Here is a 17,077-nt window from a genome sequence, read left to right on the forward strand (position 1 = left end):
CGGAGTGGATTTCGGGACCCGGCGACGGACAACGCTTGCCGTCCTGGGTGCAATCGCGCGGCGGTGAGGACTTACGGGAACGGTTCGAGGTGAGGTGCGATTCGTAAACACACTTCACCGGCAATGGTGAGATGCGCGCTATAGACGTGCTTCACCGCAGCCGGTATGCTTTCGCCAAATCCCTCCTCGACCCGACGCATGGCCACGAAGCGCGCGAAGAAGACTGATGTGGTGAGCCCGAGCTCCGCCGAATTGCGCAAGGCCGTTGAGGCCATTGCCATTCAGCCCAAGAGCGGCAAGATCACCCTGCTCACCCGGAAGCTGTTCAATGTGCTGCTCGCCGTGGCTCAGCAGGCAGACGAATCCGGCGATACCTATCGCGCGTTATTGTCCGACATCGTCGCGAATTCTGCGTTCGATTCGAACGATACGGCGCTCGTCAAAGAACATCTGCGGCGGATGGTGTCGGTGCAGGTGGAATGGAGCACGGGCACCTCGAGTCAGAAGCCGGGCCGCAAGTGGGGCATTTCCACGCTGATCGCGGACGCCGAAATTCTCGAGGATCCGGCCACGCGGCGCGTGTGGGTCGAATTCTCGTTTGCGCCGAAAATCAAGAAGAAACTACTCGATCCGGTGCAGTACGCGCGGCTGAGCCTGCAATTCCAGAGCCAGTTGCGCAGCAGCGCGGGTCTCGCGCTCTATGAAATCTGCGTGCGTTATCTGACGAACCCGAGCCATCTCACGATGCGCGAGGCGTGGGAGTGGTGGCGCCCGATTCTCTCGGGCACGCCGGATACGGAAGCCGGTGACGAAGCGAAGCGCGAATACAAATATTTCAAGCGCGACTATCTGCGCCCCGCGATTGCCGAAGTGAACGCCGTGACCAACATCTTCGTCGAGCTGATCGAGCATCGGGAAGGTCGACGCGTCGCTGAAATCCAGTTCCGTGTCACGGAGCGCAAGCAACCGATGCTCGCGCTCGACGAACATCCGAATGTCTTCGACAGCACGCTCGTCGACCGGATGGTGAAGATCGGCATTCCGCTCAAAGAGGCGCAGACGCTTTACGCCGATAGCGAGGAGAACCGGATTCGTGCGGCCCTGCAGATGACCGAGCAGCGCATGCGCAGCTCGACGTTGCCGCCAGTACGCAGCGCCCCGGCGCTCTTCAAGGACGCGCTGAAGAAGGGCTACGCCCCGCCAGTCGAAGCCCTGCCTTCGGTGGATGGCGTGAAGGGCATCGTCGCGGCCGTGCCGGCGGATGACCTGAAGGCGCGTCTCCTCGGCGAATACTCCGCCTACCGCCGCAAGGAAGCACGCGCGCTGTATGACGAGCAAGGTGAGTCGGAACGGGATGTGGCGCGACAGTCTTTCGAGGAAGACGAACTGCCGTCGCTGGGCGCGCATATGCGTGATGACTGGCGTCGTCGCGGCCTGGATTCAAAGCTTGCCGAGACCGCATTCTTCGACTGGCTGGCTCGCAAGACGTGGGGCGATCCCACCGATGGTGACCTGCTCGCCTTTACGCTGAGCCAGTCCCGCGCTGCCTGATCCTGCAGTTTGCCAATGAGGACTGCCCGCCGTGATGGCAGGCAGCCTCGGGCTTCGGGTGGATCGAGATTTACTTCGACAGCAACATCTGTTCGATCTGCTTCAGGATGTCGTCGCGCTTTTCGCGCGTGAGCCCGCGCAACCTGAGTTCCAGACGGTCATCACCGTATGATTTCAGATCTCCGACCGTCACTCCGTCGAGTTTGATATCGAGCCGCTGGGCATAGCGCTGACGTCCGGCCGGCTTCGGGATTTCCTGCGCGGTTGCGCGGCCTTTGACGATGTCCGCGACCTGCCGCGTGCTCAGATCATCCGAAAGAATCTTGTTGATCAGGCGCAGCGTGGCGTCAGTGCCGCGCGCGCTGTGGTATCGGCCAACCTGATAGCCCATGTTCGAGCCAAAGCGGTCAGGCCGGACGACCATTTCATGCATGACAGCTTCAGGCAACTTCGCGATTGACAGCGCGACGGCCACGGTCGATTCATCGAGACCGAGATGTTCGGCGAGTTCTTTCTGGCTTTGAAAATGTTTATCGTCCAGAAAGCGCTTCCAGACGACGGCATTATCAAAGACAGTCTGCGAATCGCGTTGAACGTTGAGGTCGTAGCCGAGTTTGTAGCTCTGGATACCGATCGGCAGATCGATGACGATTGCCTTGACGGAATCCTTGTTCGCCTCTTTCAACGCCCGAACGCGGCGGCCGCCATCGCTGACGAAATAACTGCCGGGATTGTCATAGTCGGGGATGACATGGATCGCCTGTTGTTGTCCCTGCTTCGCCAGATTGACGGCGAGTTCGGCAATCGACGACTTCAAATAGAAATGACGTGGATTGAACGGACTCGGCTTGATGGTTTTCAGCGCAAGTTCAATCACCTGGCCGGAACGGTATCCATGCTCGACGCGCCAGGCGTGATACTCGGGCGATTCGCTCGCAGCTTGCGACAGTGCGGGCTCCTCGACCATCGACACAACCGCGGCGTCAGGTTGACTGGAGCGCCCCGGCACGTCGGCTGACTTCGCGTCGCTACGTTGAACGAGGCCGTCGATGGCGTTGAGTCGGTCGAGCGCGGTACGTTTCTCACTGCTGGTCGTGTCAGGACGCGCCTGGAAGCCTTTAGCGAATTGGGAGGGTTTCATTCAGGGTCCTTTATGCGCATAAATTCAGGGAAGCAAGGCGGCGATCTCGTTCGCGCACGCCCGTATTTCAAAGCTTGCGAGCTTGGCGCCGCGGTCATTCATCTGCAGGACGGTCTGTCCAAGTGCCATGGCCTGTTTATAGGCCTCTCGCGTCGGAATCTGGGTTTTGAGCAATGGAAACCCGAGTTCTTCGAGGGCACGTTTAAGTTCGCGGGTCAGCATGCGCTTCTCTTCCGTTTTGTTGAGCAGGAAGACGGCACGAAGGTCCTCATTCATGACTTGAGCCTGCTGAATGAGTTTGACGAGGCCGACGCTTGACCAATAGTCAGCGGGCGATGATGAGGTGGGAATGACAGCGACAGTCGCGGCGAGCAAAACGACGCCCGAGACTTTTTCGGTAATGGACGGTGGACAGTCGACGACGATGATGTCGTAATCGCCGACGAATTTCTTGATCTCGCGATGGATCTGGCCGCCCGCCTCGGAGAGATTGACCACCGGAAACGGAATTCCCGATTCTCCTTCAGACGACGCGCTTGCCCAGTGAACGAGGGTGTTCTGACCATCGGCGTCTACAACGAGGACGCGCTTGCCTTTTTCGTGGAAGGCAGCGCCAAGGTGCATGGCGATAGTGCTCTTCCCGACTCCGCCTTTTTGTTGCGTGACTGCGATGATTTCAGCTGCCAATTCTTCACCTCATTTTTAGACGCTGATGGATTTTACCGTGATGAATTTTGATTTCAATGATTTTCGTCGTTCAGACGCGACGAATTAGCCATTCGGCCAAGGTTTATGCGCATAAACGGGTTCCCGCTAGCGGATGAGCCGCGGCAACGACTGCTTTCGATATTTCGTTGGTTTGAAGTGGTGTTCGGGCCGAGAAGGTGTTGTGGCCATTTATTTTGTGGCGACGCGATTCGCCGCTGTCAGGAGACGGCGCGGATTTGTCGACGTCTCAGCGCAGGCTGCGGACTTACCGCAATCCGTACACTGCATGTCCGCAGACCCAAACAATCGGACTCGCGTTTATGCGCATAAACCAGGAGGCAATGAATCGTCATCGGGGAATGACATCGAGACGGACAGATTGCCAACTGCCGGTATCCCGGCCTTCCGGGCGCGAAACCAGAGTTCGCGTTTTCGCCGGATAGAGTTCATCCCGCTAGCGGCTCGTTTGCACCTGCATCGAACGCTTTCGCCGCGAAGCACACGTCGATGCGTGGGCTATTAAAGAGGTGGCTTAACCTGACGGCCGGGAATGCCCTGATCCCGCAGGTCTTCTACCGGGCGCAATCGGCATTGGAATTGCTCACTCCAGGAAGCGCAACTCACGTTCAGCGAGAGGGCCTCAGTTCAGGCCGTAATCCCTTCTTCGATGCAACAACCAGCGCTTCGACAACAGAGCGATATACACCACAAACGAGCACGAATCGTCGATCGGCCCGCAAATCGACACCTGATGCGCTCCCACACCTAAAGCATCGCCAGCAAAAGCAACCCGTGCGGAATCCACATCGAACGCCGATTCATCTGGTCACCAACTCAAGAACCCCGGCAACTGAAATCAGGCGGAATCGGTACACTTCCGGTTGCTCAACGACCAACAGCTGGCAAGCGTCCCAAACCATGATCACGATCTATCACAACACTCGCTGCTCGAAATCGAGAGGCGCTTGCGACCTCGTCGCAAATGCCTTCAACCCGAAAAATGAACCGGTGGAAATCGTCGAGTATCTGAAGAATCCACTGTCGGTCGCTCAACTGAAAGAGCTCAACCGCATGTTGGGGTGTTCCGTGCGCGAGATGATGCGCGACACGGAAAAGGAGTACGCGGCGTTGGGTCTCGCTGCTCCCGAGTTGACAGATGATCAGTTATACGAAGCAATAGAGGCGAACCCGATCCTGCTGCAACGCCCGATTGTCGTGCGAAATGGACGGGCGGTCATTGGCCGGCCGCCCGGGAACATCTCCGCGCTGTTTGCCAACGAGGATTGATCGACAACGATTGCGAGAAAGCGTCGACTCAGGCCAAAGGTAAAGCACGCCGTCGCGCTTATCCTTTCGCGACGAGCACTGCATCCCGAGTCACGATCTTTGCCGGAATGATGTGCAGTTCAGCGAACGTGTCTGCAATCCGCTGTTGTGAGGCAAGCACGCCGGCGTCGACGGGTTTGTAGATGTGCGCGTAGTGTCGCAGCCCCGCTTCGATCACCTTTTCATCGAGGCCCTGAATGGGCGCGAGCTGCGCCGCGGCTTCCGGATAGTGTCCACGGACCCAGGCGCCTTCCTTGTTGACTTCGTCGATCACGATGGAGAGCACATCGCCGTTGTCCCGAGCGAACGGCCGCGCGCTCAGGAAGAATTGATGGTGATCCACGATACCGCTCGCGTCCGCAAGCAGCCGCGCGTTCGGTTGCTGTTTTGCGGCTTCGAGAAAGGGATACCAGATCGCCCATGCATCGATCGCGCCGCGCTCGAATGCGGCGCGCGCATCGGCCGGCGCCAGGAACACCGGTTGTACGTCAGCATACGTGACGCCCGCTTTCTGCAGCGCCGCGACGAGAAACCAGTGCACGTCCGAACCTTTGTTCAACGCAATTTTCTTGCCCTTCAGATCGGCAAGGGTGTGGATGGGCGCGTCCCGATGGACGAGGATGCCTTCCGCGTGTGGCGTCGGCACCTCATAGGCGGTGTAGACGAAGTTCGCGCCCGCGGCTTGCGCAATGACGGGCGGCGCCTCGCCGACGTAGCCAAAATCGATCGCGCCGACGTTCAGGCCTTCCAGTAGCTGCGGGCCCGCCGGAAACTCGTTCCACTTCACCGATACGCCGAGCGGTGCAAGGCGTTTCTCGAGCGTTTGCTTCGACTTGAGCAGCACGAGCGTGCTCGCAGCCTTCTGGTAGCCGATGCGCAGCTCCCGCTTGGACGTGCCCGCGAAAACGGGCAGGGCAGCCGCGGCCAGCGCGGCGCCGGCGCCGACAATGAACGCACGACGTGCCGGTGTGAAAGTTCGTGACATAAGAGGATTTCTGACGTGATGGCGGACGCAACGTGGACCGGTTGCGGCCAACGATAAGACGCCCCACGCCAAATGCGAACTGATGGATTCGCATAAGCAAATCACACGGCTCCTCTGCTGATCACTACACACGTCGACGATTAGAGCAGACAACCTGACGCGCCGGTATCGGCCGAATGGCCAGGCTGCCGCGTTCCTCAGTGCCCGCTACAATTCGTCCGTGCCTCTCACGTAGCGCCTTCAACCAACCCAGGAAACACCGTGCATCCATTGACCCCCCTTGTGCCATGGGCCGCCCACGACACCCAGCTCATTCTTTCCTGTGTGCTGGGGCTCGCGATCATCGTCGTCTTTATCAGCGCGCTCAAGCTCGCCCCGTTTCTGTCCATTCTGGTCGGCACGTTCGCGGCGGGATTCGCGGCGGGTTTGCCGCTCGAAGCGGTTGCGAGTGCGTTTAGCAAGGGCGCCGGCGCGTTGCTGGGGGACGTCGGCATCATCATCGCGCTGGGCGCGATGCTCGGCGCGTTAATGGCCGATTCAGGCGCGGCCGACCGGCTCGTTTCCACGATCCTCAAGCACTCCACGCCGCGCCTGTTGCCATGGATGATGGCGCTCGTCGCCATCATTATCGGGTTGCCGCTTTTCTTCGAGGTCGGGCTCGTCATGATGGTGCCGATCATCTTCGTGATGGCGCGCCGCTCGCAGCAACCCATCTTGCGCATCGCGATTCCCGCGCTGGCCGGCATGACAACCCTGCATGCGCTGCTGCCGCCGCACCCGGGGCCGCTGATCGCCGTGAGCGCGCTCCACGCCGATCTGGGCATGACGCTGGGGCTCGGTCTGATCGTCGCGATTCCCGCTGTGATTCTCGCCGGGCCGCTGTACGGCATGTGGCTGTCAAAGCGCATGCACGTCGTCGAGCCCGAGGAGATGGGCAAGCTGTTCACGGCCCAATCCGATCAGTCGGAGCCGCCAGGCTTTGCGATTTCGCTGATCACGATCCTGCTGCCGGTCGTGCTGATGCTGGGCCGCACGGTCGCAAAGCTGGGTCTGTCGCCGGAGACGTTTCTTTTCGATGCGCTCGACTTTCTGGGTGAGCCGCTCGTGGCGCTGGGTCTTACCGTGCTCTTCGCGATCGTTGCGCTAGGCTGGTCGCGCGGCATGCCTCGCGAGCGCGTCGGCGGCATTCTCCGCAAGAGCCTGCCGCCGATCGCCGCGCTGCTTCTGACCATCGGCGCGGGCGGGGGGCTCAAGCAGACGCTCGTCGCGGCTGGCATCAGCATGACCATCGGCAAGATCGCGGTCGGCGCGCATCTTCCGCTCATCCTGCTCGCCTGGCTGATCGCCGTCGCGTTCCGTCAGGCAACCGGTTCTGCCACCGTCGCCACGACCGCGACGGCCGGTATCGTTGCACCTGTCGTCACTGGCCTGAGCGCGACGCACAGTTCGTTGATGGCGCTCGCGATCGGCGCGGGTTCAGTCTTCTTCTGCCACGTGAACGACGCGGGTTTCTGGATGGTGCGCGAGTACTTCGGGTTGCAACTCAAGCAGACTGTCTTCGTCTGGTCGATTCTGCAAACGATCGTTTCGGTGGTCGGACTTGCCTTGACGCTTGTTCTATGGGGCGTGCTGACCTGAGGTGGGATTCTGGCGCCGAAGCGTGGCGCCCTGCACAACGGAAGCGAACCTGCAACGCTACGCGATGCAATGCGCCACGCGCACCACCCGCAGGCTGGCAGGAATTGCCTGCTGAGTGGCAACCGTGCGGTGCGTCGCGTCGCTAGACTGGTTGCATCGGTATCAGGCGCGCCGCATGAAGACGTGTCGCGCCAGTGAACGAACCCGGCGACCTGCAGAAGCGCGTCACGCCCTTTCCATTTCGCCCAGGAGTCTTTTGATGCTGGAATTGCGACCCTCCTGCGAATGCTGCGGTAAATCCCTGCCGCCCAGCGCAACCGACGCAATGATCTGCACGTACGAATGCACGTTTTGTGAAGTTTGCGCGTTGAGCGTGCTACGCAATGTCTGTCCGAATTGTGGCGGCAATTTTCAGTTGCGGCCGAATCGCCCGAAGGCGATGCTGGCGAAACATCCGGCACGCGCGGAGCGGCACGAAGCGAAGATCGACGAGGCATCGCATGCGCGGTATTTCGAGCGCTATCGCACGACACCACCGTCCAGGCGTTGAGCGATCCGGCTCGCGGTTAGCCCAACGCAACGCCATAGCGAACCCTCATGCGTCACAACCCAGGGCACGACCCGAAACGCGCCCGACGTGTACCAGAACTTACTGCTCGTCCTCAGCCTCGCGGCCGCCGGCGGTGCCGTTGATTTCCTGCGACGCCGCGCGTAGCAGGCTGATATGTCGCCGGTAATTGCGGCAACCGCTGCAGGTCGGCAGATGCACGCCGATGGCGATCCACTCGCCAGCGGTCAGCGGGCGGTCGAGCGCGTCGGATAACAGTCGCGTGATGTGCTTACACTTGCCCATTGACGTCCTCGCTGGAAAAGCCTTTCTCGCTGAGGCAGGTGCGCAACCGCAGCCGCGCACGGTAGATGAGCACGCTGCAGTGATTTGCCGTCATCTGAAGCTCGGTGCAGATGTCGGCCGTTTCCAGTTCGAGGAACTCACGCATCATGAACACGCGTCCGATGGTTTCCGGCAGATGGTCGAGGCAGATCTCGAACAGTTCCCAGAACTGCTGCTGACGTAACGCTGTTTCGGGCGTCGGCCACGGTCGCGGTTTGGCCTGCGCCGACCAGTGCCCGTTCTCCTTGAACAGCTCCCGGTCGAGCACGGATTCGTCGTCGAGTTCGGATTCGAGCGCCGACAGGTTCACGGTGCGGTGTCGCGCGCGCAACGTGTCGACGAGCTTGTGACGCAGAATGCCGAACACCCAGGTCTTGTGCCCGGACTGTCCCTCGAAACGATCGACCTGCGTCCAGGCTGCGGCGAGCGCCTCCTGAACGGCGTCTTCGGCCGCCGCGGCATCGCGAAGCTGCAATCGTGCAAACCGGAGCAGGTCGCGGCGGAGTTGCGTCAGGTAGGCGGGATCGTCGAACGCGGGATGCTGCGGGGCGGTCATACGCGCCACCCCCGGCGGACGGCGCCATCCAGGCGGATTCGCCCGACTGCGCATGCGCATGAGGCATCGGGCCGCGCCGGAGCACGCGGGAGGCGCGACGGTGGTCGTTGCCCAGTGATCGTCGGTGTGAATGCATGGCTGCTGTTGTCGCGGTCGGCGAAATCAATCGGGTTCATGTGTGCGTGTGCGATGACGGATGGGTGCCGACGCGGGCTCACTGCAGGGCAAGCTCAGGAAGCGGCCCGACAGCATAACCGCACGAAGCGAACGCCAGCTCCGGACGCACAGCATTCCGTTTGCAACGGGAGCAGTCGCGGGCTGGTTCGCCCGTCATTCTCCCGCACGTTGCCATGCCGCGAGACAAGATTCGGCGCGTCGCGGGCGGCGGTCCGGTTTTCAGTCATCCCGCCTTGGTCGCGCGAAGGGCGGCTTTATGACAGTTGGCTTGCAAATGATTTCCTGACCCGCGCCGCAATCGTCAACGCCGCGGACCTGGTCAAACCGGGCCGCCGCCGCGAGCGTCGTTACAAGCGTTGATGCAGGACGCGCGTCACACCTTGCCGCCGCCGTCGATTCCACATCCCTGCCGCCACACCGCCTTGCCGCGCTCCGAGAGTTCGCCGCTGCTGTGTGCGGCGTCGCCTTCGGTGCCCTTGACCGCCATATCGCCGCCTGCCTGTTCCTGCGCTTTCTGCTCCTTGTGCTTGCGCGCCGCAACGGCTTCGTCGTGTGACCTGCCTGCGTAGTTCAATGTCATGTCTCTCTCCTTCTGAAAAACCATGGACCACAAAGGTTCGATGCCGCCGCGCCTGCACAGGTTCGTTTTTATGCGAGGCAACGCACCCGTGGACGGTCTCGTCTTGACCGCGGTTTTTGCGCACGGGAATAGATGCCGGGCGTTTTCCTTGATGGGCAAGGTTTGCAGCTCACTTATCCACAAGGTTGTTCAACGAAACTGTGGATATCTTGAATGCACCGTGAGTTATCCACCGCAAGCGGTGGCGCGGGCGTCTCACGGACGCTTCCCTTTCAGTCGTCACCGGCCCATTGACCGCCTATGATTGAGCATTGAGACCTTTTCGCGCGGCGTGCGCCCCACCTGAGGAAACAAAGATGGCTTATCAGATCGCGGTTATCGTAGGCAGCTTGCGTCGGGATTCAACGAACAGACAACTGGCTCGGGCGTTGATCTCGCTTGCGCCGGCCGATTTCTCGTTCGACCTCGTGGATATCGGCGGATTGCCGCTGTACAGCCAGGATTACGACGCGGATTACCCTCCGGTGGCACGCGAGTTCAAACAGAAGATTCAGGCGGCCGATGGTTTGCTGTTCATCACGCCCGAGTACAACCGGTCGATGCCCGGGGTGCTGAAAAACGCGCTCGACTGGGGCTCGCGGCCGTGGGGCACCAGCGCCTGGGGCAACAAGCCGGGCGCGGTCGCCGGCACCTCGCCGGGGGCGACCGGAACGGCGCTCGCGCAGCAGCATCTGCGCAACGTGCTCGCGTATCTCGATGTCGCGACGCTCGGCCAGCCCGAGATGTTCATCAAGCACAACGCGGCCGTGATCGACGAAAACGGCAAGATCCTCAATGACGACACGCGCAAGTTCCTGCAGTCGTTTGTCGATCGCTATGTCGCGTGGGTCAAGACGCACGGCGGGACGCACTAGACGTTCCGGTTCACCGATCCATCGGTTGCCGCGAGACCCGCGGCAAAAAGGCGGCGCTTCCGCAAGGAGCGCCGCGTGTCCCGCTACACGCCGGACGAAATCGGCGGGCTTAAACGTGATGGTGACCCGTCACCCGGTCCCAGCCGTGACGCACAGCCGCCTTGAAGCGTTCCCATGTGTCGCCTTGAGGCGTCGTTTCCCAGTTGCGGCGGGCTTCGGGTTCGATGTCGTCCCACTGACGGTCGCGGTAACGGACGTCCTGGCCCATCTTCGCACCGTAGTGATACGCGCCTGAGTAGTCTTCGTAGCGTGCGCCTTCGTCCGCGTACGCTTCGTCGTAATGGCCGCGGAAGTCCTCCTCGTATTCGAGAAACTCGTCCGGCACCGGCGCACCGATATCGCCGGCACCCGCACCCGCACCCGCACCCGCACCCGCACCCGCACCCGCACCCGTACCCGCACCCGCACCCGCACCGGTTGCGGGCGCGGCAGGCGCCATATAAGCGCCAGACCCAGGCGCCGCAGCCGACGAGACCGCACGTGTCGCGTCGTCGTCCAGCGGCGGTGGCATGGCGCCAGCCGCACCGATCCCGAGTTCGTCGAGCATCGACTGGTCGCGCGCGGCGGTCGTATCCATCATCGGTGAATCCCACGCCGGTGCCCGCTCGCCGATGTCGATCGCACCGAGTTTCGCCAGCGTGCGCTGGGCGAGTTCCGCGTGCGACTCGCTCGCGGCGCTCACGCAGACGAGCACCGCGCCGCGCCGCACGGCGTCGGCGTAGCGGGCGGTCGTGGCGGGGTCGGCAGGGCGCGGCCCGGAAGCGAACAGGCTCGCCAGGAACCGCTCGAGGTTGGCCATGAAACCGTGGCCGGCCTCGGGGTGGGCGGCCGGATCGATGTCGGCTCCGGATGGCGTGACCGGATTGGCCTGCAGTTCGATGTCGGTACGGGCGAAACCCGTTTGCACGAGCGTGTCGCGTGCAGCTTCGGCCTGGGTGTAGGTGTCGAATAACCCGATCACGGTGTGTCGCATGGCTGCCTTCCTCCGTTTTCACAGGACCGGTCCGGTGGGTCCGGATCGCGCGGCGCGACGCGCGTCGCTGTCCAGTCACCGAGGGGAATGCAACGATCATGCCGGATCGGCAAAAGCCCCGGTGTAAAGGGCGCGCACGGCTTCGCACCGGGCGCCGGGGTGCCACCCTGATCCAGCGTCGGCGCGCTTTTTACAATCGCCGCGTAATGAACACTGCGGAGTACTGCGCAAGGCGTGGCAGCTGGTCAGCCGGAACTACGCAGCGGGATGCGTCGGCGAGAGCGTGCCTTGAATGGTTTGCAGAATCTTGTCGAGCAGCGCGATATCGAATGGTTTCGACAGCACGCGCACGTCGACGTGACGCGCCCGTTCCAGTTCCTCGGCGTAGCCGGTCACGAGAATCACCGGCAGCTTCGTTTCGAACGCGAGCACGGCTTCAGCCAGGTCGATGCCGTTCATCGCGCCCGGCATGTGAATGTCCGAAATCACGAGATCGAACGGTAGCGGCTCGCCGGTGCGCGCCTGCTTCGCGCGCGCTTCGTCGAAGAGGCGCATCGCGGCGTCGGCGTTGAAGACGCAGGTGATCTCGTGTCCCATCATCTGCAGCAACGCTTCGGTGCCGGCGGAGACTTCCTCGTTGTCGTCGACGAGCAGAATCCGCAACCCCTGGCGCGCGGCAGGCGGGGTTTCCGCACCCGGTTCCGCAGGGCGTGCGATTTCCGGCGCGGCTTCGGCGCGCGGCAGGTACAGGCGCACCGACGTACCCGCTCCAGTCGCGCTGTCAATCGCCGCGAGGCCGCCCGAGCGCTCGCAGAACGCGAACACCTGCGGCAACCCGAGGCCGGTGCCCATGCCCTTCGGCTTCGTCGTGAAGAGCGGCTCGAAGGCGCGCGCGAGCACTTCCGGCGGCATGCCGACGCCCGTGTCTTCGAGCGAAATCTGCACGAAGTCGCCGGTGAGCGGAAAGCCGTCGTCGTGCCGGAACGCGACGTTGTTCGCGCGCACGGTGAAGCGGCCGCCGTTTGGCATCGCGTCGCGCGCGTTGACGGCGACGTTGATCAGCGCGAGTTCGAGTTCGGCGACGTCGACGTGCGTGGGCCAGACGTGCGCGCTCACGTCGACGACGAGCGCGACCTTCGCACCAAGCGAGGCGCCCAGCAGTTCGCGGCAGCCGGGCAACCAGCGTTCCACGGCGATGGTTTCGTTGCGCAGCGGCTGCTTGCGCGCGACGCCGAGCAGTTGCCGCGTCAGCGACTGACCGCTTTTCAGCGCGCGCTCGATGGCGGACAGTTCGCGATCGAGGCCAGGCGCGCCCCGCCGGCGGGCAATCTGCACGTTGGTCGAGACGATCATCAGCAGGTTGTTGAAGTCGTGCGCGACGCTGCCGACCAGGTTGCCGAGCGCCTCCATCTTGCGCGACTGCCGGTACGCGGATTCGAATGAGCGACGCATCGACGCTTCCGCCTGCCAGCGCTCCCACGCTTCCTCTTCCGCGCGAAGGCGCTTGAGCGAAAGCCAGATCACGCACCACAGCACGATCGAGGGCATGAACATCGAAAGAATCAGGAGACTCAGATGCCGGTACCAGCCGGCCCAGATCGCCGACGTGCGGTAGCCGCACGACACATACACCGGATACGCGCCGACGCGCCGGAACGCGAGAATCACGCGGTCGCCTTCCGCGCCGCGCATGTTGACGACGCCCGCGCGGCGGCCCTCGGCCAGCGCTTCCGTGAAAGGCGTGCCCGGGGGTGCGAGCGCGGGTTCGTGCGGTGGTTGCGGATATTGCGCGAGCGTGGCGCCGTCGGCGCGGGTGAGGCTGAGCGTCATCGGGGCGTCTTCGCTGCCAGGCAGTTCGCGATAGAACGCGTTGAAGTAACCCGGCCGCAGCGCGACCGAGACGACGCCGGTAAACGCGCCGTTTTCGTCGTGGCGGGCCACGCCGGTGTTGAACACCATTTCGCCGGCAACGTCGCCATCCATCACCTTCGAGACATGCTCCAGCACCTTGTTGTCGCGCAGGCCGATGAAATCGGCGCGGCCCGCGATCGAAACGGCCGGCACCGGATACAACCGGCTGCTCACGAGCAGCTCGCCCGTGCCGCTGAAGATCGACACCGCGGCGACCTGCGGATAACCGCCGCCCATCGTGCGCAGCTTCTCGTGAATGTCGGCTTCGCGCTCGCGGATGCCCGCGTCGTCGAGACCGCTCACCAGATCCACGATGCGCGCGTCGAGCGCCTCGTTCATGTCGAAAACCTTCAACGCGTGCTCTTCGGCGACGCGCACCGTGCGCAGCGTGACATCGGTCGCACTGGATTCGCGCGCCTTCAGGTCGCTCCACGCCATCGTCGCGACGTAAATGCACGGCAACACGACGGCCGCAATGAGCAGCGCGATCAGCGTCATGCGCCGGATCGCGAAATGATGTTCGGGAGGCGCAGCCGGAAACAGGGGTTCGTCTTGCTGGCTGGCAGGCGCGCGGCTCGCCCGGAGCAGGTCGGGCCGTTCAGGGTTCATCGTCGGGAGGGCTGGAAACGTCGGAAAACAGGGACACCGTGTTCAATATCATAAACGAGAAGAAAGTCGGGTTCGGATTGCGCGATGCACAATGGAAAGGTTTTCTCGCGCGCGGGTGGTTTTCGAGTGGTTTTTTCGCGAAGCACCCACAATCAGCGACGAATCCAGAAGCGCAAACGTACACAAAAGGATGCATTCAAAATATTTGCCGTGTTTTGAAAATGTTCATTCGATTAATTGCCATTTTCGGGTGATTTTTATCGAGCCGATCGATTTTGGTGCGTTGCTTTTTCGCTGAATTAATTCAAGAATCATTCCTGCGACAAATAAAGCGTCCGCCATGCCCGGACGTTTCTCCCGCGGGGGCCCGTCAGACAGTGCGTGTGACATGCATGCCGGGTTATCCGCGGATGCAGGCGCGGGGGGCACCAGATCTCGGGTCCAGGGGTCGTCTACTGCTGCGCCGTGTACGTACGGGGTAGGCTTCCACCATGTCGGATTCTGGCGTTGTCTTTTGCGCTCATGCACCTTGCCGTGCGAGCGCCTGTTTCCCGCATGCCGCTCTTTGCGGCGCGGTGCGGTCGCCCTCGTTTGATTCCTTTCTGACTGCTTATCCGCCTGGCCGGTCCTGTGGCTCAAGAACGGTGTCGCGCTGCCGTTAACCCGATTGAGCCTATAACGTCTACCGACTGCCGCCATGTCCTTGCCTATTGTGATTGCCGACGACTCGCTGCTTGCCCGCAAGGTGCTGACCAAAGCCCTTCCGCAAGACTGGGATGTCGATATCGCCTACGCATCGAACGGCGTCGAGGCGCTCGAACTGTATCGGGCCGGCAGGGCTTCCGTTATGTTCCTCGACCTGACGATGCCCGACATGACGGGTTTTCAGGTGCTCGAAGCGCTGCAGCACGAGGATCTCAACACGTTTGTGATCGTCGTGTCCGCCGACGTCCAGCCGATGGCGCAGGCGCGCGTGCGCACGCTGGGTGCCATCGCATTCGTCGCCAAGCCGGTGACGCCCGAGGCGGTACTGCCCATCCTCAAGGAGTACGGGTTGTATGTCTGAGCCAGCCCTGAACGAAGAACAGCGCGACGCGCTGCAGGAGGTCGCCAACCTGGCGATGGGTCAGGCCGCGACCCGTCTCGCGACGCTGCTCGATACGTTTATCGAGTTGTCGGTGCCGCGCGTGCGCGTGGTCGACGTGTGCGAGGCGGCCGAGGCGCTGCGCGACATGACCGGCATCAACGAGGCCGTCACGGCGGTGCGACAGGGCTTTCGCTCCGACATCAAGGGCGAGGCGCTGGTGATCTGCCGCAGCGGCAGTATCGCCGAGTTGTGCGCGCTGGTGAACGACCCGTATGCCGGTTCGGCGTACGAAACGGTTTCGCAGGAAGAGCTGATTTACGACGTGGCGAATGTGCTGACGGGCGCCTGCGTGTCGTGCATTCTCGACCAGTTGGGCCGCACGCCGGTGTTTTCGGCGCCGGGACTGCTGGGCGCGTCGATGTCGCTCGACGACGTGTTCCAGCCGAAGGTGCTCGCGTGGGAAATCGCGCTGCTGGTCGAGGTGAATTTCGCGCTGGAAGACCAGAGCTTCCGCGCCCATCTGGTGATGTTGATGGCGGAAGAGTCGATCCGTCACATGAATGAGGCGCTCGATGCGCTGCTGTCCAGCCTATGAGTGAATCGTCCGCGTCCTTGAGCGATCTGGTTGTCGAGCGCGTTGATTTCGGCATTTTCGTGCTCGATCGCGAAATGAACGTGCTGATGTGGAACCGGTTCATGCACGACCACAGCGGGCTTTCCGCGGAACAGGTGGTCGGAAAACAGATTTTCGCGAGCTTTCCCGAACTGCCGCGCGTGTGGCTCACGCGCAAGCTCGAAAGCGTGTTCCAGCTGGGCAGCTTCGCGTTCAGTTCGTGGGAACAGCGGCCGTATCTGTTCAAGTTCGACCATGACCGGCCGATTACCGGCGGCGTTGACTTCATGCAGCAGGATTGCACCTTCATGCCGCTCATGCGCGACCGTGAAGTCGTGGCTGTCTGCGTGACGATTTCCGACGTGACGGCCGTGAGCATCGTGCGGCGCGAACGCGAGGAAGCGGTCGCCAAGCTGCAGGAATACGCCGATCGCGACGGCCTCACGGGCATCGCCAACCGGCGCTATTTCGAATCGCGGCTGCGCGACGAATACACGCGCTGGCAACGGTACGGCGGCGACCTGTCGGTGCTGCTCTTCGACCTCGACCATTTCAAGAAGATCAACGACCGGTTCGGCCACGTCGTGGGCGACACGGTGTTGCGCGTGATGGCACAGCGCGTCGCGGAAGTGGTGCGGGTGCAGGACACGTTTGGCCGGTTCGGCGGCGAGGAGTTTGCGCTGCTGCTGCCATGCACGCCGCTCGAAGACGCCATGCTCGTCGCGGAAAAAATCCGCTGCAAGATCGGCGATACGGCCATCGACGTCCAGGGCACGCTCGTGCCGGTGACGGCGAGCGTCGGCGGCGCGTGCGCGCGTACCGGCGTGCCGGCCTACGAAGTGCTGATCAACGAAGCCGACGCCGCGCTCTACAGCGCGAAGCGGCAGGGACGCAACCGGTCGGTCGCGTTCAACTGAGCCTCACGCTTACTCCTACTCGCCGGCGCCTTCGACCCGCATCGTCGATGTTTCCTGCGCTGGCGCCGGCCGGTCGTTACCGGGCGCCGCGATCAGCAGGCCGGGCTTTGGACGGCTGGCGCCATCGGGCGTGAATCCGATGAATGATGTCTTGATCAGCGCGTCGAGCGGCGAGTCGCCGCGCTGGACGCTTGCCGTGATCCACGACTGTTCGAGCGATTCCAGCGGACTGTATGCGTGCTGCGCGGCGTGAACCCCGCACGTGGCACCCAGCAGCGTGAACGATAAAGCGGCAAGCCGGATAGCGTGTTTCATGATATTTCCTGAACGGTCATGGTTAACTGGCAGGCGTGACGAGACCGCCGCCGATGCAATGAGCCGGGGAAATAGAGTCGTGTTGATTAACGCGAATGTGATTCGACCGGCGATCCGCGACGAT

16 protein-coding genes and 2 pseudogenes are annotated in these 17,077 nt (G+C 62.4%); 8 read left to right on the forward strand and 10 right to left on the reverse strand.

What is annotated here, in order from left to right:
* The first annotated feature begins 198 nt into the window (after positions 1-198).
* Positions 199-1,551 (forward strand): replication initiation protein, encoded by a 1,353-nt coding sequence (locus BLV45_RS18710; RefSeq protein WP_090535457.1) that lies wholly within the window; start codon positions 199-201, stop codon positions 1,549-1,551.
* A gap of 70 nt (positions 1,552-1,621) precedes the next feature.
* Here the strand turns inward: BLV45_RS18710 and BLV45_RS18715 are convergent.
* The 3 genes and pseudogenes from BLV45_RS18715 to parA all read right to left on the reverse strand — a co-directional run.
* Positions 1,622-2,482: pseudogene (locus BLV45_RS18715) on the reverse strand (ParB/RepB/Spo0J family partition protein); the annotation flags it as partial.
* A 101-nt stretch (positions 2,483-2,583) separates the two neighbouring features.
* Positions 2,584-2,692: pseudogene (locus tag BLV45_RS28255) on the reverse strand (ParB/RepB/Spo0J family partition protein); the annotation flags it as partial.
* A 24-nt stretch (positions 2,693-2,716) separates the two neighbouring features.
* Positions 2,717-3,379, reverse strand: a complete 663-nt coding sequence (parA, locus tag BLV45_RS18720) for a ParA family partition ATPase (RefSeq protein ID WP_090535459.1) — start codon at positions 3,377-3,379, stop codon at positions 2,717-2,719.
* Positions 3,380-4,318: 939 nt separating this feature from the next.
* Here parA and arsC point away from each other — a divergent pair.
* Positions 4,319-4,687 (forward strand): arsenate reductase (glutaredoxin), encoded by a 369-nt coding sequence (gene arsC / locus BLV45_RS18725; RefSeq protein WP_090535460.1) that lies wholly within the window; start codon positions 4,319-4,321, stop codon positions 4,685-4,687.
* Positions 4,688-4,745: 58 nt separating this feature from the next.
* On the opposite strand, the gene BLV45_RS18730 is transcribed toward arsC, so the two are convergent.
* Positions 4,746-5,711, reverse strand: coding sequence for a sulfonate ABC transporter substrate-binding protein (locus tag BLV45_RS18730; protein WP_090535461.1), 966 nt, complete (start codon positions 5,709-5,711; stop codon positions 4,746-4,748).
* Between the two features lie 261 nt (positions 5,712-5,972).
* Here BLV45_RS18730 and BLV45_RS18735 point away from each other — a divergent pair, with 261 nt between their 5' ends.
* Both BLV45_RS18735 and BLV45_RS18740 read left to right on the forward strand, forming a co-directional pair.
* Positions 5,973-7,349, forward strand: a complete 1,377-nt coding sequence (locus BLV45_RS18735) for a GntT/GntP/DsdX family permease (RefSeq protein ID WP_090535462.1) — start codon at positions 5,973-5,975, stop codon at positions 7,347-7,349.
* A 259-nt stretch (positions 7,350-7,608) separates the two neighbouring features.
* Positions 7,609-7,899 carry a DUF1272 domain-containing protein gene (locus BLV45_RS18740; RefSeq protein ID WP_090535463.1) on the forward strand — a complete coding sequence of 97 codons (291 nt, stop codon included), beginning with the start codon at positions 7,609-7,611 and terminating at the stop codon, positions 7,897-7,899.
* Between the two features lie 99 nt (positions 7,900-7,998).
* Here the strand turns inward: BLV45_RS18740 and BLV45_RS18745 are convergent, their stop codons facing one another.
* The 3 genes from BLV45_RS18745 to BLV45_RS18755 form a co-directional block, all read right to left on the reverse strand.
* Positions 7,999-8,202: a zf-HC2 domain-containing protein gene (locus tag BLV45_RS18745; RefSeq protein WP_090535464.1), complete on the reverse strand. Its 204-nt coding sequence runs from the start codon at positions 8,200-8,202 to the stop codon at positions 7,999-8,001.
* Positions 8,189-8,797, reverse strand: a complete 609-nt coding sequence (locus BLV45_RS18750; RefSeq protein ID WP_090535465.1) for an RNA polymerase factor sigma-70 — start codon at positions 8,795-8,797, stop codon at positions 8,189-8,191. The genes BLV45_RS18745 and BLV45_RS18750 overlap by 14 nt, the downstream gene beginning before the upstream one ends.
* Positions 8,798-9,347: 550 nt before the next feature.
* Positions 9,348-9,554, reverse strand: a complete 207-nt coding sequence (locus tag BLV45_RS18755; RefSeq protein ID WP_090535466.1) for a hypothetical protein — start codon at positions 9,552-9,554, stop codon at positions 9,348-9,350.
* Between the two features lie 356 nt (positions 9,555-9,910).
* Between BLV45_RS18755 and BLV45_RS18760 the strand changes: the two genes are divergently transcribed.
* The gene (locus tag BLV45_RS18760) at positions 9,911-10,468 is read left to right on the forward strand and encodes an NADPH-dependent FMN reductase (protein ID WP_090535467.1); all 558 of its coding nucleotides are present in this window, start codon (positions 9,911-9,913) and stop codon (positions 10,466-10,468) included.
* Positions 10,469-10,577: 109 nt separating this feature from the next.
* Here the strand turns inward: BLV45_RS18760 and BLV45_RS27625 are convergent, their stop codons facing one another.
* Positions 10,578-11,501 (reverse strand): hypothetical protein, encoded by a 924-nt coding sequence (locus BLV45_RS27625; protein WP_090535468.1) that lies wholly within the window; start codon positions 11,499-11,501, stop codon positions 10,578-10,580.
* Positions 11,502-11,756: 255 nt separating this feature from the next.
* Entirely contained in the window at positions 11,757-14,021 is a 2,265-nt protein-coding gene (locus BLV45_RS18770) for a hybrid sensor histidine kinase/response regulator (RefSeq protein WP_090535469.1), read from the reverse strand.
* A 697-nt stretch (positions 14,022-14,718) separates the two neighbouring features.
* On the opposite strand from BLV45_RS18770, the gene BLV45_RS18775 reads away from it, so the two are divergent.
* From BLV45_RS18775 to BLV45_RS18785, 3 genes are read left to right on the forward strand one after another with little or no spacing between them, the layout of a single operon-like run.
* On the forward strand, positions 14,719-15,087 hold the full coding sequence (locus BLV45_RS18775; RefSeq protein WP_090535470.1) for a response regulator: 369 nt from the start codon (positions 14,719-14,721) through the stop codon (positions 15,085-15,087).
* Positions 15,080-15,703, forward strand: a complete 624-nt coding sequence (locus BLV45_RS18780) for a chemotaxis protein CheC (protein ID WP_090535471.1) — start codon at positions 15,080-15,082, stop codon at positions 15,701-15,703. The genes BLV45_RS18775 and BLV45_RS18780 overlap by 8 nt, the downstream gene beginning before the upstream one ends.
* A complete protein-coding gene (locus BLV45_RS18785) occupies positions 15,700-16,638 on the forward strand; it encodes a GGDEF domain-containing protein (RefSeq protein ID WP_090535472.1) in 939 nt (312 codons plus the stop codon). The genes BLV45_RS18780 and BLV45_RS18785 overlap by 4 nt, the downstream gene beginning before the upstream one ends.
* Before the next feature lie 15 nt (positions 16,639-16,653).
* Here BLV45_RS18785 and BLV45_RS18790 read toward each other — a convergent pair whose 3' ends face one another.
* Positions 16,654-16,953, reverse strand: a complete 300-nt coding sequence (locus BLV45_RS18790; protein ID WP_090535473.1) for a hypothetical protein — start codon at positions 16,951-16,953, stop codon at positions 16,654-16,656.
* Between the last annotated feature and the right edge of the window lie 124 nt (positions 16,954-17,077).

The organism is Paraburkholderia sartisoli, assembly GCF_900107685.1.
Lineage (GTDB): Bacteria > Pseudomonadota > Gammaproteobacteria > Burkholderiales > Burkholderiaceae > Paraburkholderia > Paraburkholderia sartisoli.

Excerpts from the sequence above, each read along its gene's own strand:
- BLV45_RS18710 (WP_090535457.1), top strand. The coding sequence starts at position 199 with ATGGCCACGAAGCGCGCGAAGAAGACTGATGTGGTGAGCCCGAGCTCC.
- arsC (WP_090535460.1), top strand. The coding sequence starts at position 4,319 with ATGATCACGATCTATCACAACACTCGCTGCTCGAAATCGAGAGGCGCT.
- BLV45_RS18730 (WP_090535461.1), bottom strand. The coding sequence starts at position 5,711 with ATGTCACGAACTTTCACACCGGCACGTCGTGCGTTCATTGTCGGCGCC.
- BLV45_RS18740 (WP_090535463.1), top strand. The coding sequence starts at position 7,609 with ATGCTGGAATTGCGACCCTCCTGCGAATGCTGCGGTAAATCCCTGCCG.
- BLV45_RS18745 (WP_090535464.1), bottom strand. The coding sequence starts at position 8,202 with ATGGGCAAGTGTAAGCACATCACGCGACTGTTATCCGACGCGCTCGAC.
- BLV45_RS18750 (WP_090535465.1), bottom strand. The coding sequence starts at position 8,797 with ATGACCGCCCCGCAGCATCCCGCGTTCGACGATCCCGCCTACCTGACG.
- BLV45_RS18755 (WP_090535466.1), bottom strand. The coding sequence starts at position 9,554 with ATGACATTGAACTACGCAGGCAGGTCACACGACGAAGCCGTTGCGGCG.
- BLV45_RS18760 (WP_090535467.1), top strand. The coding sequence starts at position 9,911 with ATGGCTTATCAGATCGCGGTTATCGTAGGCAGCTTGCGTCGGGATTCA.
- BLV45_RS27625 (WP_090535468.1), bottom strand. The coding sequence starts at position 11,501 with ATGCGACACACCGTGATCGGGTTATTCGACACCTACACCCAGGCCGAA.
- BLV45_RS18770 (WP_090535469.1), bottom strand. The coding sequence starts at position 14,021 with ATGAACCCTGAACGGCCCGACCTGCTCCGGGCGAGCCGCGCGCCTGCC.
- BLV45_RS18775 (WP_090535470.1), top strand. The coding sequence starts at position 14,719 with ATGTCCTTGCCTATTGTGATTGCCGACGACTCGCTGCTTGCCCGCAAG.
- BLV45_RS18780 (WP_090535471.1), top strand. The coding sequence starts at position 15,080 with ATGTCTGAGCCAGCCCTGAACGAAGAACAGCGCGACGCGCTGCAGGAG.
- BLV45_RS18785 (WP_090535472.1), top strand. The coding sequence starts at position 15,700 with ATGAGTGAATCGTCCGCGTCCTTGAGCGATCTGGTTGTCGAGCGCGTT.
- BLV45_RS18790 (WP_090535473.1), bottom strand. The coding sequence starts at position 16,953 with ATGAAACACGCTATCCGGCTTGCCGCTTTATCGTTCACGCTGCTGGGT.